Here is a 23,998-nt window from a genome sequence, read left to right as displayed (position 1 = left end):
CTCAGTCTGCGGAATCCCGGTCGATCGGCTCGTCCGTATCGCTGACCCCACTTCCGCCGTCGTCGGGGACGGCCACATGCTCCTGCGCTCCGGCAGCGGACGAGCCGATGAGTTCCATCAGGCGCTTGTGGAGGGTTTCGGAGCGCGCACGGAGGAATCCCTCATAGTCATCCCGCAGGGCGGCTTCGAAGGCATCCTCCTCGATGAGACAGGTCGCCAGGCGCTTACGAATCGTGTCCTTGCCCTGTGTCTCGCACAGATCCTTCAAGTAGACCGATGGCGGCTGGTCGCTGATGGCGATGTTCGATACAGAGCTCAGCATGATCAAGTTGGCGCAGACATTGGCCTGGCTCACGTTGAGTCCCTGCTTCTTCAGGAACGACTTCGGGAAGAAGTGGTGGAACTCCTTGTCGTTCTGCCAGGACAGCGCCTTGTCGGTGTCGATCCGGCGACCGTTGCGAAGGTCCAGCGGGTGAGCCTCGGCGAGCAACAGGCCCAGCAGCTTCGACGGGGCGTTCGTGGCCCTGAACTGATTGCGGCGCCACAGGACGCTGCGCGGCACGCCCGCACTGACCTCGATCTCATCGGTCCGGCCCGAGGCGAAGCTGTGGACCGCCTCGCGGTCGTCCGCCATCTGCCGCGCGTTCCACCCCTTGAAGTACTCGCCACTGGCGGTGAGCCAGAACCATCGTTCGATGGCGTCGTACTGGGCCGCCGTGGCCTTCGGTACCTGGCGGAAGATCTCGACCAGGACCGCGAACTGGTTGTAGTAGGGCAGGGCAGTAGCACGGGGCGTACGGACATGCGTGGTCAGGAAGTCGACCGCGAGCTTGGATGCTTCGACGGCGGCCTTGACCGCCTCCTCCAGCTCGTCCTTACTCAGGTTCCGCAGCTGGTTCATGTCCTCACGAGAAAACCCGAACCCGGCAGCGGCGGAGATCGTGCGCAGCATGGTCTTCGTGTCGACTTTGCCGTACTGCTTCCGGCTCAGGACCTCGAGCAGCTCGTCGATCTCGTCCTTGAGATCGAACTCCGGGCTCCAGGTCGCCGCCCGCATCAAGTCGACGACGGTGAGCGGGGTCGCGGTGCTGTTGATCCGCTCGAAGACCTTCGCAACCTCGGTCGACGGCATGCCCCGGAGCGTGACTACAGCGATCTGATAGTTCGCGAACCGGTTGTACAGCTCCGCGGCCCGCTCCTGCAGGTCCGCAGAGCCGAGCTTCGAAGCACGGTTGGCGAAGAGGAAGCCGTTGGAGAGCAGCCGGACCGGGATGATGTGCGCGGGTGGGTCCTCCAGGGTGTCCGTATGCCTGAACGCCTGCTCTTCGAGGTCGTAGACGATGTTCCAGTTACTCTCGGCGTCATCATCCGGGGCCCAGTGCAGCGCCCCGCAGATCGTCGCCAGTCGCTGCTGTCCATCGAGGATGTAGTTCACCGGATAGCCGTGGCGGTGCTCGCCGACGGTCAGCCCGGCGACCGTGCGCTCACTCGCGAGCTGCTCGGTGCTCTGCCACAGCAGGATGCTGCCGATGGGGTAGTTACGCGCTACGGAGTCGAGCAGATCGAGGATCTGCTGCCGAGTCCAAACGAAGTTCCGCTGGAACTTGGGCAGTACTACATCGCCCTCCAGCACCCGGTCGACCACGGTTACCAGTCGTGGCACGCTCGAGTCCGGATCCTGTGCCTGGCGCTTCTGAACAGGAATCGTTGCCAACGCATGCCCCCCATCTGAGCAGTTGACGGCAGTCTATGAGGCGCCACTGACAACAGCGGTCGTAGCCCGGCACGACGGAAAGGCACTCTGCTGCGCGCGAGTTCGAGACCTCGACTTCGCCCACCGCGCGGCCTGCGTCGATCCAGGCAGATACCGCAGGCGCCCCCTCGGAAGGGCTCACGGGGGATCCGCCAGTGGACACGCAGTGGACGGAAGGACCCGGCAGGATCAGGAAGGCCGGCGCAGTGCCCGAACAGCAAAGAGCCTCTGACCTGCGGTTATAGGAAGATGGGGGCAAGAGCGGGGACGGATCGGAAGATCAGAAAAGGACTCATAATCCGTCGGCCGTGGGTTCGAGTCCCACCCGCCCCACCACTCCACGACTGTGGAGAAACGTCTTGACCAGCAGTTTCGCTGACCGGACGGTTGCTGATGGAGCTTGGCAGCCTGTGCACGATGCAATCACGCATGGGGGGACGGAGCTGGGACGCGGGTCACGCGGCGGCAGGAAATCCCTCGTGCGGACCAACGCCCTCGGCTCCCCCGGCTGTCTCGAGCGCCTCATCGGACGCTTCCGGTCGCATCTGCCGCTCTGGCTTGGGGCCCGTCCTGTTCGAGCGGGGAACGAGGCAGATCGTGGCGAGCAGTGCCGGCGCCGGCCGACTGGTGCCAGCCGGTTGAAGCGTCGGCTGACCCGGTGCGGTGGAAGGGCTCACCGCTCTCGTGAGCCCAACCGATCGCTCTCGACGCAGGCCTCCTCCCGGCTCCTCGCGTTCCCTCTCCCGCGCGGCCTCGAAGGCTGCCCAGAGCCCGCGCGTCAGGACGTCGAGTGACTGTTCTCACACTGTCCTGCTTGAGGTCCTCGCCCTACCGCCGGTGGACGACTTCGACGACCTGGGCCCGCTCGATCGCGTCGTACTTGGTTCGACGTGCCGCAGCTGAGGTCGCGCCGCTTGATGCGCTCCGGGTGGTTTGAGGCAGAGACGGACGTGCTCCTCTTATCCGTGGGCTGTTGGCCCTTCTGGTCGAGCTTGCGGCGGTTGACGCCGATCGAGCCGCCGCTTCGGGCGGCCTTCGGCGTCGAGTCGAGCTGACGGATGCGGCATGGGAACGGATTGCGCCTCTGCTGCCGGGCGTTGACGGTCGCGGTCGGCCGTGGCGGGATCACCGGCAGGTGATCAACGGGGTGCTGTGGCGGTTGGGGACCGGTGCTCCCTGGCGGGACCTGCCGGAACGCTGTGGTCCTTGGCAGACGGGCTCAGCAGCACGCCGCCGGCGCCCGTAAAAGGGGGGAGGCGGGGGACGAACTGGAAGATCGGGGAGGCATGGCGGCTCGCCAGGCGCTCGGGCGGTCGCGGCGGGCTGACCACCGAGGTCCATCTGGCGCGGGGCATCCGGACCGTCATCCCCGAGCGGGCCGACCAGAGGGCCAACCGCCTGCGGCGCGGCCAGGTCGGCGGTTTTCGACCGCGAGTTCTACAGGCCTCTGCCCAATGCGCTGATTCGGCCGTGCCATTCGAAGGTCCGGCTTCGTGACGCCATGCCGCCGCAGCGGGTCACCACCAGGGGCATACCGATGCTGCCGTGGCGAGAACCCCGGTCCTCCCGAACTCGCCGACAAGTGCCTTCACTGCTCGACAAGCCACCAATCCGTGGCCTGGCGCATCTCGTCGGTGATTTCGATGGGGTGCTTGTCGCGGCGCGGTCAGGGAGAGCGCGTTTGCAGGTCGTCGGCTGGAGGCCTCACGTCGTCTGCGGTTGTCAGGCGGGGAAAGAGGTAGTTTTCGGCGCCTGGTCCGGTGGCCGGCCTGCGGTTGGGGCACTGGTAGCGCGAGACCTCGGGCCTGTGCCGTACGCCCTGTGTCTCTCTTTGTCACCCGTAGGGGCTGCCGTCGCTCGCGAGAGGTCGTTCGAGCGGTGGCCGTCCGGTCGGGAACGAGCCGGCGATGGCCTGGTGGGTGGCGGGCAGCCGGTCTCGTCGGTGGATCCAGCGGGTCAGCCCGCCGTCCAGGCTGGTCCACAGCGCAGGCACACGGCCATTCAGCCTTTTACAGTATTGCCTGATGTCGAAGTCGCGGCGACGTCGGCTGAAGGCCGACCCGCCACCCCCCATATGGCGCATCATGTATTGCCGTGTTGAGCTATCTGTGTGTTATCTTCTGTAACTGTCCGAGCACTTCCGTAAATGGGCGCGCGTAGTGATCAAAATTCGCTCCGCCTTTTCTCGGTCGCGGTGATCGGATTACGCCGAACGGGCTTCTGGACTTCTCCGAGTTCTTCGCGCGGCGTTTTAGAGAGTCGAGCCTCGCACTATCGTGCGAGGCTCGACTCTTCACTTTTTCCGTGTTGGGTGCCGTGATCAGGGCGCCCAACACTTGGTTCTCCCGCCTTCCAGGCTCAGATTCCTCTGCCGTCCCGGCACTGCGCCAACTATTTCCCTCATATGGCGTATCCGGGAATGCGGCCGTGATTGTTCTCCGTGTTATCTTCTGTAACTGTCCGAGCACGATCCGTAACGGACGTACGTGCGCAAAGAGACCGGAGAAGTGATGAGCAAGTTCAAGAAGGTCGCGGCTGTAGCGGTCATGGTCGGCGGCATGGCTCTCGGTGGCGGGGTCGCCCACGCCGGTGACGGCGACTACAAGCACGACTACAAGCACTACGAGTACGACTTCAAGGACTACTTCCTCGTCGGCAACCTGCAGGCCGTGGACTGCGATCAGGAGTTCGACGGTGGCGCGGCCTTTGCGCCCATTCAGGCTACGGTTACCGGCGACAACACCCAGGTGATCGGGAACTTCTGCACGGTGGTCGGGCCCATCGGCGACTGATCCCGCGGCATGTGATGAGGAGCCAGGCTTGCGCAGAATGCGCGAGGCCTGGCTCCTCTCGTGGTCGCAGAAAGATGCCCGGTCGTCAGCCTGGGGCTGGCCGGCCGCCCGGCTCTGCTGCTGACTGAGCTGGATGTGGCCCAGGAGGATCTCCGGGTCCATGCCGGGGGTGCCGGCGGTACACGGCGGTCAGCATGGCCACGCAGTCCATGGCGTCCGCCGCGCCCAATGGTCCCGTACAGCCTCATCGGCCCAGCCCGACCGACGCCGCCCGTGTCCAGCGCCGCCGTCGCGAAGCCGCATGACCACGCCGCCGCCTTGAGGCGCGTGGGGGCCGCAACGCAAGAACCGTTCCGACGTCGACGCTCAGCCTCCGCGGTGATGTGCGAACCGTGTGACCAGGACCGCGTCCACGACGATGCAGAGGCACCGGTGCCGCCGCTGTGAGTTCGCGGGGTCAGACTGACTGCCCCACATCGACAGCGGGAGAAGACGGTGACCGATCAGCCGCCACGGCAGTCCGTCCCGGAAGGGACCGACCTGGCACGCAACGCGTTGTGTCACGCCCGCGAAACCGTCCGACGGGCGAGCCGGAACGCAGAAGCGGGCGACACCCGGTTGGGGCCGCCCGCTTCGTGTGGTCGTGGTCAGGGCCGGTAGTCGCCCTCAAGGCTTTGTCAGCGTTGTGCCGCGGCGGGACCGAGCAGCGGCTCCACCGCGATGTCCTTCGCGCCGGGTCTTTCGTGCTGTTGACCGTGGCTGTACCGCGCGGGTTGGGTCGGCCCCGGCAGAGGGCCGGTGAAAAGCCGTGCTGCCTTTCGCTGTGCTGTCGTAAGCCGGCTAGTGCCTGCTGACGACCCTCTTGCTGTCCTCCTCCAAGGCGTACACCCTGCTGGTCCTCCTCACGGTCTGGTCGCCGGACCCGACCGGCAGGGTGACCGTGATGTTGCACGTCTGGGTCTGGGCGTTCCCCGAAGCGGTGGCTGCCCCGCCCGTAGCGGTTGCCCCCTCAGCAGCGTCCGCGTCACCGGCAGTGGCGGTGTTGGACTGGGTGCACAGTGGGCCCGCCGGTACGGCGGCGAGGGGGGCGGGGCTGCTTTCATCGTCGAACCTGGCGTACTCCGACCGGTGAGACTTTGCGAAGAGGAACAAATCTTCGCCGCCGGAGGAGTGGCCCTTTCCGGAGTGGTCCTTTCCGGAGTGGCCCTTTCCGGAGTGGTCCTTTCCGGAGTGGGACTCTCGCGGGCCGGAGTGGGACTCTCGCGGGTGGGCGGGCTGGTCATCGTCGGCGTAGGCGCTGCCGGCGCCCGAGACCGTCAGCGCGCTGATCGCGGCGCCGAGTAGGGCGGCCTTTGTGCCAAAGCGCATGTGAGCCTCCATGTAGTCATTGCCCCAGGTATATCCACGGACGCTCTAGCAACGCGGCAGCGGCCATTTGGTTCCGATCTGCTCACCCGTCTGGCTCGCATGCTTTCGGGTGACGTTCAAAATGACAATCTCCCCCGCGCGCGGCGGGCTTGTCCGAGTGACTGCCGGACGGCAACTGCAGGCGCTGAAGCTCGTGAACCAGTCACCGTGGGATTGGCTGCCGGTGCGGCGGAGGGTCGCCGAGCGGTTGTGCGAGGGAATCAGCCCTGAGGCACGCGGCCACCGGCACTGCCTCCCGGGGAGGTCGGGCAGGTGTCCAAGGCCCGTCCGGTCTGGGTCTACTGGACCGACTGGCCGGGCAGGCCCTGGCCGTGCGGGTGATCGTGGCCGATGCCGGTCATGGCCGCAGTGTCTCGGTGATTCTGATCCGGTTCGGCCTTCCGGCGGACCGGATGCCGCGGCGACCTGGAAGCCGCCGAACGGGGGCGGGGCCCGGGGATGTGCCGGATAGGTGGGCGGGGAGCCCGTGCCGGACCCCGGTGCCGCGCCGGTCCCACGAGGTTCTGACCCTGTCAGCTCGGCCGGCCGTTGAGACTCGTGCTTCAGCAGCCGGTGGGACAAGCTGCTCGTAGACGGTCGGTCCGCGTAAGGTCACTGGGGCTCCGCCCCGGCGACAGGGGTGGGTCCTCTGCGCGTTGGTGAGGGGAACCCGCTGCGGGCGGCTTGGATGCCTGCCCCCCACGCGGGGTCGATCGTCCAGCGGCCCTGGTATGTTCGCCGATCGAAGGTCTGTTGGGACGTGGGCGGGACGCAGGGGTCGGAAGTGACCGGCAAGGTTGGTGGCACTGCGGCCCCGAGCGTCCGTGCTGCCCTCGTGAAACGCCACCCTCGGGCGCTGATCGGCAGGGGCCGCCAAGACCCTCAAAGGACGCCGGCCTGTATCAACCCCGCCCCCTGGGGGCGGGGGACCAGGGCGTCGACACGTCCAGGATCACCTGCTGGCCCGGCGCTCGCCCGCGGTGCGGGAGGTGCGAATTCGCACACCCGTTCATCCCCGCACGCGCGCGACCGCCGTCCGCAGGGCCCTGTCGACCTCCTCCGGAGGCGCCGCGGACGCGTCCTCCGCGCTCGCGGTGACCGACGCGGCGACCGTACGAAGCTTGGTGTTGGACAGCTGGGAGGCCTCCCGCAGGATCTCCCAGGCCTCGTGGGAGGTGCAGGCGTGGGTGGCCATCAGGATGCCGCGGGCCTGGTCGATGACCGGGCGCGTCGCCATCGCGCGGCGCAGCTGCTCCACCTCCCGGCACAGCTCCCAGAAGTCCCGTGGCTGGCCGCGCCAGTTCACCGCCGCCACGGGGATCATGTGGCGCTCGCCGTAGTCCCGCAGCAGGTCCAGGAAGCGGCGGCCGGCCGTGTCCATGAAGTCCACGCCGGACATGTCCACTTCGACGCGGCGGACCCCGGCGGGCAGCCGGGCCAGTGCCCGGGCCAGCGCCTCGTCGCAGCCGTGCACGAGTTCGCCGCGCACGGCGAGCAGGGCCCGGCCGGTGTCGTCCGTACGGCTCTCGATGATCAGCGGGTTCGACTCGGCAGTCCTCACAAGCGTCCTCGACTCAACCGTTCTCGTCCGTCCGGCTCAACCGTTCTCAGCCGTTGGGCGTCTCTGTTGCCGGTACGGTGCGCCTTCCCGGCGCACGGCGCGGTACACCCGTCCTCGGCGGCAGGCCGGGAATGGCCCCTGCCGGGCGCGGGTACGAGCGTTGACGTCCGAGAGAGTGGGGGAGGCGCTGTGCGGTTGACGGTCTCCCCGCTGGCCGAACGGCAGGGGGTGCGTGCGGCCGGCGAAGTGGGGCTCTCCACCCGCCAGGCCTGGGAGCGGGCGCTGGACGGGATCGTGCGGCAGGGCGAGGAGGTGTGCCATCTGGAGCTGTCCGCCGTGACCTTCGTCGACGTCGCGGGCGCCGGAGCGCTCGTGGCCGCCGCCCGGCGGCTGCCCCGCGACCGGCGACTCGTGCTGCACCGGCCGCCGCCCGCCCTGTGCCGCACCTTGGAACTGTTCTGGCCCGACCTCCCGGCGATCGAGGTGTCGATGTCATGAGTGCCGATGCCATGGGTGGCGACGTCATGGGCGGCGACGTCATGGGAGCCGCGGCCGTGCCCAGCACCGAGGACTCGTTCGTCCACCCCGCCCTCTTCTACGGCGACGACCGGGAGTATCTGGCCGGGACCGTCCCCTTCGTCCTCGACGGTCTGGCCGCCGGGGAGCCCGTCGCCGTCGCCGTGCCCGGGGAGCGGCTGCGGCTGATCCGGGAAGGGCTGGGCGACGCCGCCGCCGACGTGCGGCTGCTCGACATGCGCGAGGCGGGCCGCAACCCCGGCCGGATCATCCCCGGCGTGCTGCGCGCCTTCGCCGACGCCCAGCCGGGCGACCGCCGGGTGCGGATCATCGGCGAGCCGATCTGGGCGGGCCGCTCCGCCACCGAGTACCCGGCCTGCGTCCAGCACGAGGCGCTGATCAACGCCGCCTTCACCGGCCGCGCGGTGACCATCCTGTGCCCGTACGACCTGAACCGCCTCGACGCCGGCGTGCTCGCCGACGCCTACGCCACCCATCCCACGGTCGTGCACGCGAACACCGGAGCGACGGCCGCGCGGATCAGCGACGCCTACGACCCCGACGGCATCGTGGCCCGCTACAACCAGCCGCTGCCCGTCGTCCCCGACACCCTGACCTTCGTGTTCGACGCCGAGTCGCTGCCCGCCGCCCGGCACACCGTCACCGCCGAGGCGGAGCGTCTGGGCCTCACCGGCATCCGGCTCGGCGACCTTGCCCTCGTCACCGCCGAGCTGACCACCAACAGCGTGGTGCACGGCGGCGGCACCGGCACCGTCCGGGTGTGGGAGCAGGACCGGTACGTGGTGTGCGAGGTACGCGACAAGGGGCGGCTCGCGGACCCGCTGGCCGGACGCCGGCCCGCCCCGCAGCACCAGCGCGGCGGGCGCGGGCTGCTGCTGGTGAACCTGGTCGCCGACCTGGTGCGGCTGCACAGCGACGACGAGGGCACGACGGTGCGCTGCTGGTTCGCGCTCTGACCGGCTCCGGCCCGGGGCGCGCCGGGTGCCTCAGGTGGCCAGCGGGTCCAGCACCAGCGGCTCGATCTTGCCCTCCAGCATCGCGCCCAGTCCCTGCACCGCGCACACGTCGGGCCGCTCGGCGATGTGCACCGGCATCCCCGTCGCCTGCCGCAGCATCTGGTCGAGCCCCGGCAGCAGCGCGCTCCCGCCGACCATCATGATCCCGCGGTCGGCGAGGTCCGCGACCAGGTCCGGCGGGCAGTCCCGCAGCACCTTGCCGATCCCGTCGAGCACCGCGGTCAGCGGGGTCTGGATGGCGTCGCGTACGGCGGCGGTGTCCACCTGCACCGACCGGGCGAGGCCCGTCGCCACGTCCCGCCCGTGGATCTCCGTGGAGGCCGGGCCGTGCGGGGTGAGGCCGTTCTCGGACAGGGCGACGTGCAACGGCCGTACCGACTGACTCGGCAGCATCAGCTCGTGCTCGTGCCGCAGATGCTGCACGATCGCGTGATCGACGGCCTCGCCGCCCACCGGGATCCGCTCCGCGGTGACGATCGACCCGAGGGACAGCACCGCGACCTGCGTGGCCGCCGCGCCGCACACCAGGACCATCGTCGCCTCCGGCTGCTCCACGGGCAGCCCGCAGCCGACGGCCGCGGCGATCAGCGTGTCGACCAGCTCGACCCGGCGGGCGCCGAGGCCGACGAGGGTCTCGACGGTCGCCCGCTGTGCCAGCGGATCCGCGTCGTGCGGGGTGCAGGCGGCGGCGCGCAGCCGGGGCTTGCGGCGCAGACTGCGGCGGATCTTGTCGCCGAGCAGATGACGGAGCATCCGCTGGGCCATCTCGATGTCGACGACCGTGCCGCCGGAGACCGGCCGGACGACCCGGATGTAGCCGGGGGTGCGGCCCGTCATCTTCTCCGCGAACTCGCCGACCGCGATCAGCGCGCCGGTCCTGGTGTTCACGGCGGCGACGGACGGCTGGTCGACGACGAGCCCGGCGCCCTTGACGTACACCCGCGTCCTCGCCGCGCCCAGGTCGACGGCGAAGTGGCAGCGGCGCAGCTGCTCCAGCCTGGCGGTCATGGCAGGTCCTCCCGAGAGCACAGACCGTGGACCGCCGGGCGGCGGGCCTCTGTTCGCATCGTGCGGGGAGCGGGGGAGGGGGCGCCTTTTGTGGGGGGCCGGGTGGGGAGCGGCTGAATGGGGGATTCGTGCGGCGGTCACCGTTCCCGGGCGGCGTCCAAGAGAGCGCGGAAGCCGGTCTCGTCGGCGACCCGCAGGAAGGCGACGCCCGCGGCGTCGGCAGCCCGCTCCTCGACGGAGGTGGGAAGCCGTACGCCACCAGCTCCGGGCGACGGTGATCTCCGCCGTGTCGCTGAACCGCACGACGTGGGCGCAGGATCAGGACCCGGCGCGCCGAGACCGGGAAGCCCGCCGACCTCCCTGCCGTACACGATCCGGGCGTGCCAGGCGGACTCGCTCACGCGCGCCCGGGGGTCTGCTCCGGCTGCCAGCTCAGCCGGACGAGGAGGTGGCCCTCCACGGCCCCCTTGGCGATCACCGCACCGGTCTCCGCGGTCATCTTGACCCCGAACTCCAGCTCCACGGTGTCCGGTTGGAGCGTGCCGTCGCGGAACACCCGCAGCGCGGACTCCGCCGCCGCGCGCACCCCGCTCAGCGCCCCCTCGAAGGTGCGGGACGCCTGCGCGGGACCGTCACCGCGCGCGACCAACCGGGCGCCGGTCACGTCCTGGACGCCCTCCACGACGACCAGCGCGCCCTCCTCGGTCCTGAACTGCACCAGACCGTCCATGCGTCGTCCGCTCCCCCCGTGTGTGGTACGTGTGACCTCGCCGAAGTCCATGGTGACGGAGGCCGGTTGCGGATGTCCCGCCGACGCCGCCCGCTGTGCGCCCCACTGGCGGAAACCCGCCACAGCGCCAACCCGCCACGCCTGGGCGGCTCCGCCGCGGCACAAGCCCCCCGACACTCGTCCCAGCATCGACCGAGAGAGGGTGGGGATGATCAGAGGACCAGTCGGACGCGGGGCGATCCTCCTGTCGGCGGGGCTCGTGCTCCCCCTGCTGCCGGCCGCGCGGGCGAGTGCGGCGGACCCGGCGCAGGAGACGGCGAAGGCCCCGGCGGTCACCCGGACGGCGAGCGCCGCCGCCAGGACCGTCACCCTCGTCACCGGCGACCAGGTGACCGTCACCGACCTGGGCGGCGGGAAGAAGACCGTCGAGGTCGAACGGCCCGAGGGCGCCACCGGCGCGGTGCGCGCCCAGAACGCGAACGGCGCGCTGACCGTCGTACCGGACGAGGCACTGCCGTATCTGCGCGCGGGCAGGCTCGACGAACGGCTCTTCGACGTCGGCGCGTTGCTGCGGCAGGGGCTCGCCGACGACCAGGCGGGCGAACTGCCGCTGATCGTGACGTACGAGAAGGGCGCGCGGGCCGCCGACCCGCGCGGCGCCGAGCCGACCCGGGCGCTGCCCTCCGTGCGCGGGGTCGCCGTCGAGGCGGAGAAGGGCCCGGTGTTCTGGCGGGAGTTCACCCGGCGGGGCGCCGGGATCGGCGGCGTCTGGCTGGACGGGCGGGTCACCGCCGACATGGCCGAAAGCAACGCCCAGATCGGTACCCCGGCCGCCTGGGCAGCCGGGCTCACCGGCAAGGGCGTCACCGTCGCCGTCCTCGACACCGGGGTGGACGCGAGCCACCCGGACCTCGCCGGGCGGATATCGGTGAGCCGTAGCTTCATCGAGGGGGAGAACCCCGGAGAAGGCGTCGCCGACCGCAACGGCCACGGCACGCACGTCGCGTCCACCGTCGGCGGCAGCGGCGCCGCCTCCGGCGGAGCGGAGCGTGGCGTGGCGCCCGGTGCCGCCCTCGCCGTCGGCAAGGTGCTCGGCGACCAGGGCTCGGGCAGCGAGTCGCGGATCATCGCCGGGATGGAGTGGGCGGCCCGCGAGGTGGGTGCCGACATCGTCTCCATGAGCCTCGGCTCCACCGGGCCCAGCGACGGCACGGACCCCATGGCGCAGGCCGTGAACACCCTGGCGGAGGAGACCGGCGCCCTGTTCGTCGTCGCCGCCGGGAACACCGGCGCGCCCTCCTCGATCGGCTCGCCCGGCGCCGCCGACGCGGCCCTCACGGTCGGTGCGGTCGACTCCGCCGACCGGGCCGCCCCCTTCACCAGCGCGGGGCCGCGCCACGGCGACCACGCCCTCAAGCCGGACCTGTCCGCCCCTGGCGTCGGCATCCTCGCCGCCCGCTCCTCGCTCAGCGCGGGCAGCGGCGCCTACACCGCCATGAGCGGTACGTCCATGGCGACCCCGCATGTGGCGGGCGTGGCCGCGCTCCTCGCCGAACAGCACCCGGACTGGACGGGCGCCCGGCTGAAGGACGCGCTGATGTCGACGTCCGCGCCGCTGGACGCGTCCGCGTACACGCTGGGCGCGGGCCGGGTCGGCGTGCCGGGCGCGGTGACGGCGCGGGTGACCGCGACGGGCAGCGTGGACCTCGGCTTCTTCGGCTGGCCGTACGAGGCGAACGAGCCCGTGACGAAGACCGTCACCTACGCCAACTCCGGCGACGAGCCGGTCACGCTGGACCTGTCCGTGGAGGGCGCCGCCGGTGTCGCCGCCCTCGCCGACTCGGCCCTCACCGTCCCCGCGCACGGCACCGCGTCCACCACCGTGACCGGGGACGGGGCGCGGGCGCCGGTCGGGAACACCAGCGGGCGGATCGTGGCCGCCGTCGCCGGGACGCCCGTCGCGCACACCGCGTTCGGGCTGGTCAAGGAGGAGGAGCGGTACACGCTCACGGTCCACGTCACGGACCGCGACGGCGCCCCCGCCCCCGCCGGCCTCGTCGTGCAGCGGCTCGCCGAAGGCGCCGAACCCGCCCCGGCGCACGTCGGCGACTCCGGCACCCTGAAGCTGCGGCTCGCGCCCGGCACCTACAGCCTGACCTCGTTCCTCGACGTGCGCGGCGGTCACGGCGCCGACTCGCTCGGCCTCGGCTTCCTCGCGGACCCGGAGATCGTCCTCGACCGGGACCGCGAAGTCACCCTCGACGGACGGCGGTTGCGGCAGATCAGGGCCGACGTCGACCGGCGCGCGGAGACCCGGCAGCTGCTCATGGAGTACGACCGCCGCGCGCACGGCGCCGAGCTGTTCGGCGCGGTGATGGTGCCGGTGACGTACGACAGCGTCTTCGCCGCGCCGACCCGGAAGGTCACCCAGGGCACCTTCGAGTACCGGACCGTGTGGCGGCTCGGCAAGCCGCTGCTGGAGGTGAAGGGCGTCGGCGAGGCGCTGGCCCAGCCCGGCGGCACGCTCGTCGAGGGCCGGGTGCGGCTGCCGCTGGTGGACGCCGGAACCGGCCCCCTGACCGGGGCGCGGGGCAAGGCGGTGCTGGCCGAGCTGAGCGAGGGCACCGAACCGGCCGCGCTCGCCCGGGCGGCCGAGGACGCGGGGGCCGCCGCGCTGTTCGTGACGGACGACGCGCCCGGCCGGCTGAACGCCTGGTGGGGCACCGACGAGGGCGGCGACCGCCCCTTCCCGATCGCCACGGTCGGCGCGGCGGACGCGCAGCGGCTGCGGGACGCCGGACGGGTCGATCTGACCGGCACGAAGAACACGCCGTACGTCTACGACCTGTCGAAGGGCTACCCGGGCGCCGTGCCCGACCGCGACCTGACCTACCGGCCCGACGACGAGCTGGCCGCCGTACGGACCAGGTTCCACGCGGCGCGACCGGTCCACGGCGGCGAGTTCCGCTACTCGATCACCGGCACCTTCCCCATCGGCGTCGGCTTCAAGGAGCGCATCGAGTACCCGGCCGAGCGCACCGACTACGTCTCCACCGGCACCGGACAGCTGTGGCACGAGTCGGTGGACCTCGGGGACGGCGAGCTGGAGCAGCGCGGCGGACTCGTCCGTTACGAGGGCGGCACCCGGCCCGCGCTGAACTGGTTCAAGCCCGTCTGGCGCCCCTGGCTCGGCACCGGCCTCGGCTGGGGCCAGGAGCGCACCGGCGACCAGCTCCGGTTCAACACCCCCGGCTGGGGCGACTCCGGGCCCGACCACACCGGCTTCGGCGACGTGTGGAGCGAGGAGAGCGGCATGTCGCAGACCACGGCCGTGTATCTCGACGGGGAACTCGTCGACCGGCGCACGAGCAGTGCCGTGCACGTGGGGGACGCGCCCGCCGAGGAGCGCACGTACAAGGTGGTCACCGACACCGCGCTCGCCCGGGCCCGCTGGCAGCCGGCGACCGAGGGCCACACCGAGTGGACGTTCCGTTCGGCCCGGACCCCCGCGGACCGGCGCACCGTCCTGCCGCTGATCAACCTCGGCTTCGGCCTCGCCACCGACCTCGCGGGCACGGTGGGCGGCGGGCGGGTGCCGGTGACGATCTTCGCCGAGTACGTGAAGGACGCGGCGGACACCGGGACGCTCGGTGGCGGCACCCTCGACGTGTCGTACGACGAGGGCGCGTCGTGGCGGAAGGTGCCGCTCGGTGCTGATGGTCCGGCCGCCTGGCGCGGCACGCTCGACGTGCCGGAGGGTGCCGCTTCCGTCTCGCTGCGCGCCTCGGCACGGGACGACCGGGGCGGCTCGGTGGTCCAGGAGCTCGTCCGGGCCGTGACCGTCCGCTGACCCCGCCGGTGACGGCGGACGGCGCCGCCTCCCTGGGACGGGGAGGCGGCGCCGCCCTGCGATCCTGATGGTGCCTTCTCCTTGCGGCGGAAGTGCAGAGGGGACCTGCCGTTCGTGTCGCTACGGCAACACCTGCTCGCCTGTGCGGACCCGGGCCACCCCGAGGCGCTCCACGTCCTGTGGCCGGATGAGGAGCTGGTCCGCCGTCGCCTCCACCTCCGTGCCGGGCCGCTTGAGAATGGCCGCCGCCAGTTCGGGTGCGATCACCGAGAAGTAGCTGTCCGGTGTGGCCCAGGTGTTGCCGGGCGCCGCCAGGGCCAGCGCGCCGCCCGAGCCGCCCTCGCCGATCACCAGAGTGGTGAGGGGCGTACGGGCGCCGGCCACCGCGCCGAACAGCTCCGCGATCGCCGCCCCCGCCCCCTGCCGCTCCGCCTCCGCGTCGTTGGCCGCACCCGGCGTGTCCACCAGCGTGAGCACCGGGATGCCCAGCCGGTCCGCGAGCCGGATCAGCCGGGCGGCGGTGCGGAAACCGGCGGGGCGGGTCGCCGTGCCGGTCTGGGCGGCGTAGGCGACCGTACGGCCCTCGTGGGCGCCGAACCCGCACAGCATCCCGTCGTCCGTGCCGCCGCAGCGGTCGCCGCTGAGCGTGACCCGTTCGGTGAAGTAGGCGTCCAGGTAGCGCTCGGCGCGCGGACGGTGCGGCGCGCGGGCGCGCAGCACCGCTTCCCAGCCCGATGCGGGCAGACCGGTCTCGCCGAGAGGGAGGGGCGGGGGCGCGGGCTCGGCGGACGAGGTGCCGGGCGGGGCGGCGGTCGGGGTAGCGGTCGGGGTGGCCGTCGGGGCGGTGAGCAGGCGCAGCCAGCGGCCCAGGGTCGACCGCAGTTCCCCGGGCGGGACGACCGCGTCGGCGGCGCCGGCCGCGACCTGCGCCTCAGCCGTGTACGCCGCCGGGTCGGCGTCCGCCGGGCGCACCCGGGACCCCGCGAACCCCACCTGGGCGCCCGGCAGGGCGAGCACCACGTCCGCGCCCGCGCCGAGCGTCGCCCAGCCGCCGCCGGTGGTCGGATCGCGCAGCACGGCGATCTGCGGCAGCCCGGCCTCCCGGGTCAGCACCGACTGCCGCGCCACCCGCTGGAGCTGGGTGAGCGCGCGCATGCCCTCCTGCATCCGGCTGCCGCCGGTGGCGATCAGCGGCACCACCGGCAGCCGGTGCTCCCGCGCGTACGTGTACGCCGCCTCCAGCCGGTCCCCGGTGCGCTCGCCGAGCGAACCGCCGAGGAAGCCGAACTCGAAGGCGATCAGCACCGCCCGGGTGCCCTCGACCTCGGCGGTGCCGCACACCACCGACTCCTCCTCGCCGGTGCGCTCGGCGGCGCGGGCCCGGGAGGCGTCGTAGCCGTGCCAGCCGAGCGGACCGTCAGGGACGTACTCCCTTCTGGCGCGGGGCAGTTCCTCGAAGCCGTCGGTGACCAGGGCGATCGCCGCGCGGGCGCTCGGACGGCGCTCAGTCATGGCCCAGCGCCCGCTTCATGATCTTCCCCATGTCGTTGCGGGGCAGGACATCGAGGTGATGGACGACCCGGGGCCGCTTGTGCGGGGCGAGCCGCCGGGCGACATGGCCGGCCAACTCGTCGAGCGCGGGCGGCCGTTCGCGGTCGGCCGGCACGATCCAGGCGACGATCCGCTCGCCCAGATCCGGGTCGGGCTCCCCGGTGACGGCGGCCTCCCGTACCCCGGGATGCTCCAGCAGGGCGTTCTCGATCTCCCCGGCCCCGATCTTGTACCCGCCGCTCTTGATCAGATCGGTCGCCTTGCGCCCCACGATCCGGACATGGCCGTCCGGGTCCCGCACCGCCATGTCCCCGGTGCGGAACCAGCCGTCGGCGGTGAACGCGGCGGCCGTGGCGTCGGGCCGGTTCAGGTACTCGGTGAACAGGTTGGCGCCCCGCACCTGGATCTCACCGACGGTCTCCCCGTCGTACGCGGTGACCTCCGACCCGTCCTCCTCCACCAGCCGCAGCTCCACCCCCGGCAGCGGCACCCCCACCGTCCCGGCCCGGGCCTCGCCGTCGGCGCGGACACTGGTGTTCATCAGCGTCTCCGTCATGCCGTACCGCTCGATCACCCGCCGCCCCGTCGCCGCCGTGATCCGCTCATGGTCGTGCACGGGCAGCGCGGCCGACCCCGAGACCAGCAGCCGGGCGCCGGCCAGCGCCTTGGCCAGCTCCGGATCGCCGGGCAGCGCCTCCGCGATCCGGTGGTACATCGTCGGCACCCCGAACAGCATCGTCGCGCCGGAGTTCAGCTCGGCCGCCACCCCCTCGGTCGTGAACCGCCCGAGATGCCGTACGCCGCCGCCCCGCCGCAGCGGGCCGAGGATGCCCAGCACCAGCCCGTGCACATGGAACAGCGGCAGCCCCTGCACCAGGACATCGTCCGCGGTCCACCGCCAGGCGTCCGCGAGCGCGTCCAGGGTGGCGGCGATCGCCCGGCGCGGGATGACGGCGCCCTTCGGCGGGCCGGTGGTGCCGGAGGTGTAGACGACGAGCGCCGGATCGCCGTCGCCGGCGGTCTCCTCCGGGGCGGTGCCCACGGCGGTGACGTCGACGTCGATCCGCTCCAGCCCGGCGAGCGGGGCGGGGAGAGCATCGCCGGGCGCGGCCAGTACGGCGGCGGGCGCGCTGTCGCCCAGGATGTGCCCCAGCTCCTTCTCGCCGGACCTCGGGTTCAGCGGCACCACGGGCACCCCGGCGAGCAGGGCGCCCACCGTCCCGACGGCCGTCTCCAGCACCGGTGTCGCCCACACGGCGACGCGCCCGGCGCCGCGCACCCGCCCGGCCACGGCACCGGCGGCCGGGGCGAGCTGGGCGTAGGTCAGGGAACGCGGACCGAACCGCAGAGCGGGGCGCGCAGCGGCGGCGCCGTCGGCGAGCGCGGGGAAGAGAGAGGACACGCGGCGTACTCCTTGACCGTCGGGACGGGCTGTCGGGGTCGGCATACCCGTTCGTTCCTATCAGGCCCCGGTCCCACGCCACCGCCCGCTGGTCCGGGCCACCCGGCGGCGGGGCTTGTTAGCCTGCGCGCGGTCAGCCGTCAGCCGTCAGCCGTCAGCCGTCAGCCGTCAGTTGTCGGTCGTCCGTCGTCCGTCGTACCGGAGGGAAGCCGCCATGTCGTCCCGTATAGCCCTCGTCACCTGCCGCCCCGGGCCCGAGGTGGCCGTCGACCGTGACCTGCCGGTGCTGGCGCGGGCGCTGCGGGAGGCGGGCGCGGACGTAGAGGTGGTGGCGTGGGACGACCCGGACGCCGACTGGGCCCGGTTCGACCTCGCGCTGATCCGGTCCACCTGGGACTACAGCTGGCGGGCGCAGGAGTTCCTGGAGTGGGCCGAGAGGTGCCAGGCGGTCACACGGCTGGCGAATCCGGCGGACGTGGTGCGGTGGAACGCCGACAAGCGCTACCTCGGGGAACTGGCGGCGGCCGGGGTGCCGACCGTGCCCACCCGGTACATCGCCCCCGGCGAACCGGCCGACCTGCCCGACGACCACGAGTACGTCGTCAAGCCCACCTCCGGCGCCGGAGCCCGGTTCGCCGCCCGTTACCCACCGGAGCAGCGGGAGACCGCCGTACGGCAGCTGGCGCGGATGCACGCGGAAGGGTTCACCGCGATGGTGCAGCCCTATGCGCGGGCCGTCGACGTCACCGGGGAGCGGGCGCTGCAGTTCTTCGGCGGCTCGCTGCTGCACGCCAGCCGGAAGGGGGCCGTCCTCGCGCCGGGGACGCCGTACGACGCGCGGAAGGTGGCACATCCGGACGTGGCGACGTGGGAGCCGAGTGACGCCGAACTGGCGGTCGCCGAGCGCGCCCTGGCCGCCGTACCGGACCCCGCCCGGCTGCTGTACGCACGCGTCGACCTCGTCGACGGGGAGGACGGCCGGCCGGTGGTCATGGAACTGGAACTCGTCGAGCCGAACCTGTTCCTCGACCTGCATCCGGCGTCGACGGCGGGGGTGGTGGAGGCGGTGCTGCGCGCGGCGGGGTGAGGGGCCGACTACTCGGGTACAGGCCGCCCTTGCCGGCCACGTGGTGGTCGGCGTCGGTCGCCTGGGGGCAGACGTGCCAGGTGCCGGCAGGAGGGTTCGCTCACCGGCCGGGACTGGCCGCTGCGCGTGTCCGCCTGTTACGCGGCCAGGGCACCACGCGGACAGGGCAGCGAAACCGCTGACCGGGCAGAGGCCGGTCAGCCCGCCCACTCCCGCAACAGCCGCTCCCGCTCCGCGGCCCGAGGTGTTCCGTCGTCCTCCCGCGTACGGCCCCACTCCGTCATCGCCGCCAGTGTCGTGGCCATCGTCGCGGCGCCCTCCGTGAGTCGGGACAGGAGAGCGCGGGAGAGGTCGACCTCCGTCGCGGAATAGCCGACGGCCGCGGCGGCGTAAGCGGTCAGCTCGTGGTCGCCGCCGGACGACTCCACGCGCACCGTCATGGCCGCCGGGCCCTGGTCCGTCTGGCTCGGGCCGATCGGCAGAGCCAGGTTCACCACCATGTCGACGGCCAGGTCCCTGACCACGCCGACCTGCCGCTTGAGGGTCTTCACGGGGGCGCCCGTCAGCGTCAGGGCGCGCACGTCCTCCCACAGGTGAAGCCCGGACTGCCGCTCCCCGAGGGCCACCACGCCCTCCGGGGACAGCCGCACCCCGGGAGCCAGACCGGACGGCTTCGCGCCTATGTACACGTCGCCCTCGGCGATCCAGAACAGGCCCACCATGGCCATGAGTTGCTCACTTCCCCCGAGCACGGCATCGCCGCCGCGCCGCACATCGAACGATCAGTCGTCCGCCGCAACGCGCGGAGGAACCGGGAAGTTCCCGAGGCCGGGCTCCGCGCGCCCCCGCAGCGGATCCAGACGCGGTTCGTGCGGGCCCACGCAGTCGGCGGCGAGGGCATGAGCAGAGCGCGGCCGCCCTGCTCGTGCGTCGCGCCGGGCGGCGCGGCCACGAAGGGCGTGCCCCACGGCTCGGGATCGATGGCGTCGCGGCACCGTCGAGGGAGCGAGCCCCGTCTCAAGGTCCCGGCCCTTGTCGTGCACGGAGACGTCCGGGACGCCCGGCAGCTCCCGGACGTCCGGGGTCAGCTCGGTGCCGCGCTGCGCGCAGTGGAGAACCGTCACGCGGCGGTACCGGGCGCGGAGGACCGCCTGGTCGTGTCTCGGTGGGTGATGGCCTCGGCCACCTGGTCGATCGCGGTGCCCAGGAGGGTGCCGTAGGCGTCCCGGGGGAGGTGGGGGACGTGCTCGCCCGCCGCGGTGATGTGCTCGGTGGCGGCCTCGAACGAGCCGAGTCGGCGGTGGTCGTCGGCGAGGTTGAGGTGCAGGGACGGATAGAAGCCGGCGAGCCGGAGACCGGCGTGCTGCTGCTGGACGCGCTGCTCGGTCATCGCGTCGGCGGCGTCCAGGGCCCGGACGTCCCAGGTCAGGGCCTCGGCGGGGTGGTCGCAGAGGTCTGCCAGGTGGTGCGCGAGGGTGCAGCGGTGCAGCGGGTCGCCGGTGACACCGATCGCGGCCCAGAGGTCCAGGAGCTTCCGGCGGGCGGAGGCGGCGTCGCCGGCCCGGCCCTCGGCGACGGCTCGGCCGATGACTTCCATGGTCGGGTCGGGGGTGGGCGGGGGGGTGGTCATGGGAGGTCCTCGTCGTTCGGTCAGGTGGACTGGTCGGGCTTGACGGGCATGGCCACGGTGGTGAGGTCGCCGCGGTCCGCGGAGCGGATCGTGACGGGCCGGTCGGGGCCCCGCAGATCGAGCAGTACGTCGGGACCGATGGCCGTGCTGACGGCCGGATAGAGCGTGATCAGCTCAAACGAGAGGTGGAGGGCCGGCCCCGTCACGGCGGCCGGAAGCGGCGAGGTGGGGTGCGCCCCGACGCTCATCGCCTGCCCGGTCACGGACAGCGCGATCCGCTCGCCCGGGTGGTCTTCCAGGGCCCGCAGAAGGGCGTCCTTCGCGACCGTCACCCGGGTGGTGACCTCGGGCAGGGAGGCCAGCATCAGCCGGTGGTCGGGGAACTCCTCCGACAGGAGCCGGCAGTGCTGGTCCGCGCGGCCCGCCAGGCGCAGCCGGATGCCGTGCGGCGTGGCGTCCACGCGCACCCGCGCGCTGCGGCGGATCTCGGCCACCGCGGCCCGCAGGTCGTCTCCGTCGACCGTGGCCGCCCATGTCACGGCCGCCGGCTCCGCCGGTACCAGGGTCCGGCTGGAGAGCCGGTAACGGTCCGTCGCGGTCAGCGTGACCGCTTCCGGGTCCGCCTCGAAACGCAGCCCCCCGAGCACCGGCATCCCCGGTTCACGCGCGGTCGCGGTCAGCACCTGCTCGATCGCGTCGGCCAGCACGGGCCCCATCAGGACGGCGATCGGCAGACCCGGTACGCCGGCGAGGGACGACTTGATCAGCGCGGCCTGCCGCCGCACCGCCTCCGCGTCGCCGAGCACCGTCCCGACGTACTCGTCGATCAGCCGGGAGGCTTCGCCGGGCCCGGCGCCGAGGACCGCCTCCGCGGTGGCGAGCGGCATGGCGATCTCGCGGAGCCGGCGAAGCCCGGTCGCCCGCGCCAGTTGCCCGGCGCTGTAGTAGCGGTAGCCGGAGTCCGGGTCGACCTCGGCAGGGGGCAGCAGCCCGCAGTCGGCGTAGAACCGCAACGCGCTGGAGGTCAGCCCACTGCGCCGGGCGAAGACCCCGATCGGCATCAGTTCGGAATGTGGCACCGGGCCATCGTCGGCCTTCGACCGACTCGAAGGTCAACACGGACCCAGCAGCCGCTGGAACAACCCCCACGTGAACTCCGCCGTCACCTCCCGGCCGTCCGGCCCCGTGAGGACGAGTCCCCAGCGGGTCGGGGCCGTGCCCTGGAGGGGGCGGGCGGGGGCGAAGGCGTGGGCCGCCTCGTCGATGGTGCAGGACCAGGGGGTGAGGTCGTCGAGGGTGCGCAGGTCGGGGGCGGGGGCGCCCGGGGCGCGTACGAGCCACTCGTTCCAGACCGCGCCGCCCGTCCCGGCCAGCACCTCGAACCGCAGGTCCGGCCAGAGCGGGACCGGCCACCGCAAGGCCTCGCATTCCAGGTCGCCGATGCGGCGGGGGGTCCGGGACTCGGGGGTGCCGAGGACGGAGCGGTAGCGGCCGGCCGCCGTACGGCTCCGTGGCGAGCGGACCATCGCCTGCCAGCGCTTGTTGGCCTCCCGCATGTCGGCCAGGGAGACACCGAGCGCGCGGCGCGCGTCGGCCACCAGGTCGGCGTTGTGGTCGGCCATCCGGCGCAGCAGGACCAGCTGGAAGTCGAGGGGGGTGAAGGGGGGCCCGGTACCGCTCATGGGGCGAGTCTCGCAGAGGCTCCGGGCGTGGGTGCTCCGATGTCTGCCGCCGCTCTCCTCCGTCTCACCTGCCCGGGGCGCGTCCCCTCGGCAGGAACAGGACCGAGTTGACGTAGCGGGGGCGGTCGGTGAGGGGGAGGACGCGGCGGAGGAGGCCGTGGGCGGCGACATGGGAGGTGGCTGTCTGGTGGGACTCCAGGGGGAAGGCGGAGAGAGGGACCCAGGTGTTCTCGGGCAGGACCCAGCCGTCGTAGCCGAGCAGGGTCAGGTGCGTGATCACCGGGGTGATGGGCTGGATGCGGGTTTCCAGTTCGACCAGGAGGGCCGGGCGGTCCCGGGTCAGGAGGGCCGCCGCGCCGCGCAGGACGGACAGTTCGCTGCCGTCGACGTCGATCTTGATGAAGCCGACGTCGTGCAGGCCGAGGTCGTCGAGGGCCACGCAGTCCACCGGCACGGCGTGGGCGTGGATGTCCCGGCGGACGAGGGAGGAGACGCCCCGGCTGCCGGTGTCGTGCGCGGGGAGCCACAGGTGTGCCGTTCCGGCGCGGTCGGCGGCGGCCGCCCGCACGATCCGCACGTTGGCGGGGGCCGTCGCCGTCAGCAGGTCCGCGAGGTGCGGGACGGGTTCCACGGTGACCACCCGGCGGGCACGGCGGCTGAGCCGGCGGGTCCAGGGGCCGTACCAGCCGCCGACGTCGACCGCGGTGCCGCAGCCGGGCGGGCACAGGTCGTCGATCCTGGCCAGCTCGGGTTCGAAGCGGGGGTACACGGCGCGGGCCGTCGCCGCGACGAGCCGGGCGGGCAGGTGGGGGGCCAGGCGGGCGGCGAGTGTGGTCATGGGGCCGCCGCCTCGGCGCTGCCGGGGCCGTCGGGCAGCTGCCGCAGCAACTCCTCGTGTTCCTCCTCCGAGACCTGCTGTCCGGAGGAGGGGAGGAGCTGGGGTATTCCGTCGAGGATCGGGTAGCGGCGGCGCAGCCGGGGGTTGTAGAGCGACGGCCGCTCGTCCGCCGTCGCCAGGAGGTGCAGGGGGCCCTTGTCCAGCGGGCACGCCAGGATCTTCATCAGGGGGTCGTCGGGGGTCATGGGGTCAGCTCCTTGGGGGCGGGGGCCGGACGCGGTGCCGTGTCGTGTTTCGGCATCGTCAGCAGGACGGCCACCGCCAGCGCCGTGCCGGACAGGCGCAGCGCCAGCCGCAGCGGGTCGTCCGGGAGTGCCTCGCCGAACGAGAGGGTGCCGAGTACGGCCGTGTAGAGGCAGGTCACCGTCGTGCACACCGGCACGATCAGCGTGGCCCGGCAGCGTTGCAGCGCGGCCTGCGACAAGACCAGGCCGAACGCGCCGGTGAACAGGAGGAGGTAGGGGTACGGGGAGCGCAGGACGGCGGTCAGGGTGCCGAGGGGGTCGGTGGGCGTCCAGTAACCGGAGACGCCCTTGATGGAGAGGGAGCTGACGCCGTAGAGGAGACCCACGGCCACGCCGTACTCCACGCCGGTCGAGGGCAGGCGGTGGCGGCGCAGGGCGCGGCGTTCGGCACAGCGGTAGAGCCAGAGCCCCGCCGCGAGGGAGGGGACGGCCAGCAGCAACAGCAGCGGGTAGGGCGCCGCCCGGCTGACCGTGTCCGTGCCCTCGTCCAGGGAGAGCACCACCATCAGCAGCGCGGCGAGGATCGCGGCGAGCGCGTACCGCTCCCGGCCGCTGGTCTCCTCGCCGAGCAGCCGCGCCGACAGCAGCACCAGCAGCACCAGCCCGGAGACGAACAGGCCCTGCGCGGCGGCGATCGGCAGGGTGCGGTAGACGACGAGCTGGGCGGCGAAGCCGGAGGCCAGCGCCAGGGAGCCGGCGATCCACAGCGGGCTGCCGAGCACCAGCCGCAGCAGCCGCGCCGGTTCGCGCACCGTCACCCGCGGCAGCCCGGCCAGGGCCCGCTTCTCCAGCACGAATCCGCCGCTGTACAGGATGTTCGCCAGCAGCGCGGCGGCCACTCCCCACCAC

The 23,998-nt window shown here is 72.5% G+C and carries 20 protein-coding genes and 1 pseudogene; 6 read left to right on the top strand and 15 right to left on the bottom strand.

The window, feature by feature from the left end:
• Position 1: 1 nt before the first annotated feature.
• Complete coding sequence (locus tag VE614_RS15115; RefSeq protein WP_324936731.1) at positions 2-1,663, bottom strand: GmrSD restriction endonuclease domain-containing protein; 1,662 nt, start codon at positions 1,661-1,663, stop codon at positions 2-4.
• 1,072 nt (positions 1,664-2,735) lie between these two features.
• Here VE614_RS15115 and VE614_RS33765 point away from each other — a divergent pair.
• Positions 2,736-3,184 (top strand): annotated as a pseudogene (locus VE614_RS33765) (transposase); the annotation flags it as partial.
• A gap of 403 nt (positions 3,185-3,587) precedes the next feature.
• On the opposite strand, the gene VE614_RS15105 reads toward VE614_RS33765, so the two are convergent.
• On the bottom strand, positions 3,588-3,746 hold the full coding sequence (locus VE614_RS15105) for a hypothetical protein (RefSeq protein WP_324936730.1): 159 nt from the start codon (positions 3,744-3,746) through the stop codon (positions 3,588-3,590).
• Between the two features lie 517 nt (positions 3,747-4,263).
• On the opposite strand from VE614_RS15105, the gene VE614_RS15100 reads away from it, so the two are divergent.
• Entirely contained in the window at positions 4,264-4,545 is a 282-nt protein-coding gene (locus tag VE614_RS15100; protein ID WP_324936729.1) for a hypothetical protein, read from the top strand.
• Positions 4,546-5,385: 840 nt separating this feature from the next.
• Here VE614_RS15100 and VE614_RS15095 read toward each other — a convergent pair.
• Positions 5,386-5,913, bottom strand: coding sequence for a hypothetical protein (locus tag VE614_RS15095; RefSeq protein WP_324936728.1), 528 nt, complete (start codon positions 5,911-5,913; stop codon positions 5,386-5,388).
• Positions 5,914-6,961: 1,048 nt separating this feature from the next.
• Entirely contained in the window at positions 6,962-7,513 is a 552-nt protein-coding gene (locus tag VE614_RS15090; RefSeq protein ID WP_324936727.1) for an ANTAR domain-containing protein, read from the bottom strand.
• A gap of 189 nt (positions 7,514-7,702) precedes the next feature.
• Here VE614_RS15090 and VE614_RS15085 point away from each other — a divergent pair, with 189 nt between their 5' ends.
• Complete coding sequence (locus VE614_RS15085) at positions 7,703-8,011, top strand: STAS domain-containing protein (RefSeq protein WP_324936726.1); 309 nt, start codon at positions 7,703-7,705, stop codon at positions 8,009-8,011.
• Between the two features lie 41 nt (positions 8,012-8,052).
• Positions 8,053-9,006, top strand: a complete 954-nt coding sequence (locus tag VE614_RS15080) for a sensor histidine kinase (RefSeq protein WP_324936792.1) — start codon at positions 8,053-8,055, stop codon at positions 9,004-9,006.
• A gap of 30 nt (positions 9,007-9,036) precedes the next feature.
• On the opposite strand, the gene VE614_RS15075 is transcribed toward VE614_RS15080, so the two are convergent.
• Together VE614_RS15075 and VE614_RS15070 are read right to left on the bottom strand one after the other, a co-directional pair.
• Entirely contained in the window at positions 9,037-10,074 is a 1,038-nt protein-coding gene (locus VE614_RS15075; protein WP_324936725.1) for a rod shape-determining protein, read from the bottom strand.
• Between the two features lie 397 nt (positions 10,075-10,471).
• The gene (locus tag VE614_RS15070; protein ID WP_324936724.1) at positions 10,472-10,804 is read right to left on the bottom strand and encodes a CU044_2847 family protein; all 333 of its coding nucleotides are present in this window, start codon (positions 10,802-10,804) and stop codon (positions 10,472-10,474) included.
• Between the two features lie 208 nt (positions 10,805-11,012).
• Here VE614_RS15070 and VE614_RS15065 point away from each other — a divergent pair, with 208 nt between their 5' ends.
• A complete protein-coding gene (locus VE614_RS15065) occupies positions 11,013-14,654 on the top strand; it encodes a S8 family serine peptidase (RefSeq protein ID WP_324936723.1) in 3,642 nt (1,213 codons plus the stop codon).
• A 120-nt stretch (positions 14,655-14,774) separates the two neighbouring features.
• Here VE614_RS15065 and VE614_RS15060 read toward each other — a convergent pair whose 3' ends face one another.
• Together VE614_RS15060 and VE614_RS15055 are read right to left on the bottom strand one after the other, a co-directional pair.
• Entirely contained in the window at positions 14,775-16,166 is a 1,392-nt protein-coding gene (locus VE614_RS15060; protein ID WP_324936722.1) for a carboxyl transferase domain-containing protein, read from the bottom strand.
• Entirely contained in the window at positions 16,159-17,607 is a 1,449-nt protein-coding gene (locus tag VE614_RS15055; RefSeq protein ID WP_324936721.1) for an acyl-CoA synthetase, read from the bottom strand. The genes VE614_RS15060 and VE614_RS15055 overlap by 8 nt, the downstream gene beginning before the upstream one ends.
• Positions 17,608-17,821: 214 nt before the next feature.
• Here VE614_RS15055 and VE614_RS15050 point away from each other — a divergent pair, with 214 nt between their 5' ends.
• Positions 17,822-18,694 carry a hypothetical protein gene (locus tag VE614_RS15050; protein WP_324936720.1) on the top strand — a complete coding sequence of 291 codons (873 nt, stop codon included), beginning with the start codon at positions 17,822-17,824 and terminating at the stop codon, positions 18,692-18,694.
• A gap of 197 nt (positions 18,695-18,891) precedes the next feature.
• Here VE614_RS15050 and VE614_RS15045 read toward each other — a convergent pair whose 3' ends face one another.
• The 7 genes from VE614_RS15045 to VE614_RS15015 form a co-directional block, all read right to left on the bottom strand.
• Positions 18,892-19,422: a hypothetical protein gene (locus VE614_RS15045; protein ID WP_324936719.1), complete on the bottom strand. Its 531-nt coding sequence runs from the start codon at positions 19,420-19,422 to the stop codon at positions 18,892-18,894.
• A 392-nt stretch (positions 19,423-19,814) separates the two neighbouring features.
• Entirely contained in the window at positions 19,815-20,324 is a 510-nt protein-coding gene (locus VE614_RS15040; RefSeq protein WP_324936718.1) for a hypothetical protein, read from the bottom strand.
• Between the two features lie 20 nt (positions 20,325-20,344).
• Positions 20,345-21,403 (bottom strand): MerR family transcriptional regulator, encoded by a 1,059-nt coding sequence (locus VE614_RS15035; RefSeq protein ID WP_324936717.1) that lies wholly within the window; start codon positions 21,401-21,403, stop codon positions 20,345-20,347.
• 33 nt (positions 21,404-21,436) lie between these two features.
• The gene (locus VE614_RS15030; RefSeq protein WP_324936716.1) at positions 21,437-22,006 is read right to left on the bottom strand and encodes a hypothetical protein; all 570 of its coding nucleotides are present in this window, start codon (positions 22,004-22,006) and stop codon (positions 21,437-21,439) included.
• 64 nt (positions 22,007-22,070) lie between these two features.
• Positions 22,071-22,844, bottom strand: a complete 774-nt coding sequence (locus VE614_RS15025) for an FkbM family methyltransferase (protein WP_324936715.1) — start codon at positions 22,842-22,844, stop codon at positions 22,071-22,073.
• Positions 22,841-23,089, bottom strand: a complete 249-nt coding sequence (locus VE614_RS15020; RefSeq protein WP_324936714.1) for a Trm112 family protein — start codon at positions 23,087-23,089, stop codon at positions 22,841-22,843. Before VE614_RS15020 ends, VE614_RS15025 begins: the two co-directional genes overlap by 4 nt.
• On the bottom strand, positions 23,086-23,988 hold the full coding sequence (locus tag VE614_RS15015) for a hypothetical protein (RefSeq protein WP_324936791.1): 903 nt from the start codon (positions 23,986-23,988) through the stop codon (positions 23,086-23,088). Before VE614_RS15015 ends, VE614_RS15020 begins: the two co-directional genes overlap by 4 nt.
• Positions 23,989-23,998: the final 10 nt, after the last annotated feature.

Source organism: Streptomyces sp. (genome assembly GCF_035645055.1).
Taxonomy (GTDB): Bacteria; Actinomycetota; Actinomycetes; order Streptomycetales; family Streptomycetaceae; genus Streptomyces.
The sequence above is the reverse complement of the archived record's forward strand: the minus strand, read 5'-3'. Positions and strand labels throughout refer to the sequence as shown.

Coding starts and splice junctions, on each gene's coding strand:
- VE614_RS15100 (WP_324936729.1), top strand. CDS start 4,264: ATGAGCAAGTTCAAGAAGGTCGCGGCTGTAGCGGTCATGGTCGGCGGC.
- VE614_RS15095 (WP_324936728.1), bottom strand. CDS start 5,913: ATGCGCTTTGGCACAAAGGCCGCCCTACTCGGCGCCGCGATCAGCGCG.
- VE614_RS15080 (WP_324936792.1), top strand. CDS start 8,053: ATGGGAGCCGCGGCCGTGCCCAGCACCGAGGACTCGTTCGTCCACCCC.
- VE614_RS15075 (WP_324936725.1), bottom strand. CDS start 10,074: ATGACCGCCAGGCTGGAGCAGCTGCGCCGCTGCCACTTCGCCGTCGAC.
- VE614_RS15070 (WP_324936724.1), bottom strand. CDS start 10,804: ATGGACGGTCTGGTGCAGTTCAGGACCGAGGAGGGCGCGCTGGTCGTC.
- VE614_RS15065 (WP_324936723.1), top strand. CDS start 11,013: ATGATCAGAGGACCAGTCGGACGCGGGGCGATCCTCCTGTCGGCGGGG.
- VE614_RS15060 (WP_324936722.1), bottom strand. CDS start 16,166: ATGACTGAGCGCCGTCCGAGCGCCCGCGCGGCGATCGCCCTGGTCACC.
- VE614_RS15050 (WP_324936720.1), top strand. CDS start 17,822: ATGTCGTCCCGTATAGCCCTCGTCACCTGCCGCCCCGGGCCCGAGGTG.
- VE614_RS15045 (WP_324936719.1), bottom strand. CDS start 19,422: ATGGCCATGGTGGGCCTGTTCTGGATCGCCGAGGGCGACGTGTACATA.
- VE614_RS15040 (WP_324936718.1), bottom strand. CDS start 20,324: ATGACCACCCCCCCGCCCACCCCCGACCCGACCATGGAAGTCATCGGC.
- VE614_RS15030 (WP_324936716.1), bottom strand. CDS start 22,006: ATGAGCGGTACCGGGCCCCCCTTCACCCCCCTCGACTTCCAGCTGGTC.
- VE614_RS15025 (WP_324936715.1), bottom strand. CDS start 22,844: ATGACCACACTCGCCGCCCGCCTGGCCCCCCACCTGCCCGCCCGGCTC.
- VE614_RS15020 (WP_324936714.1), bottom strand. CDS start 23,089: ATGACCCCCGACGACCCCCTGATGAAGATCCTGGCGTGCCCGCTGGAC.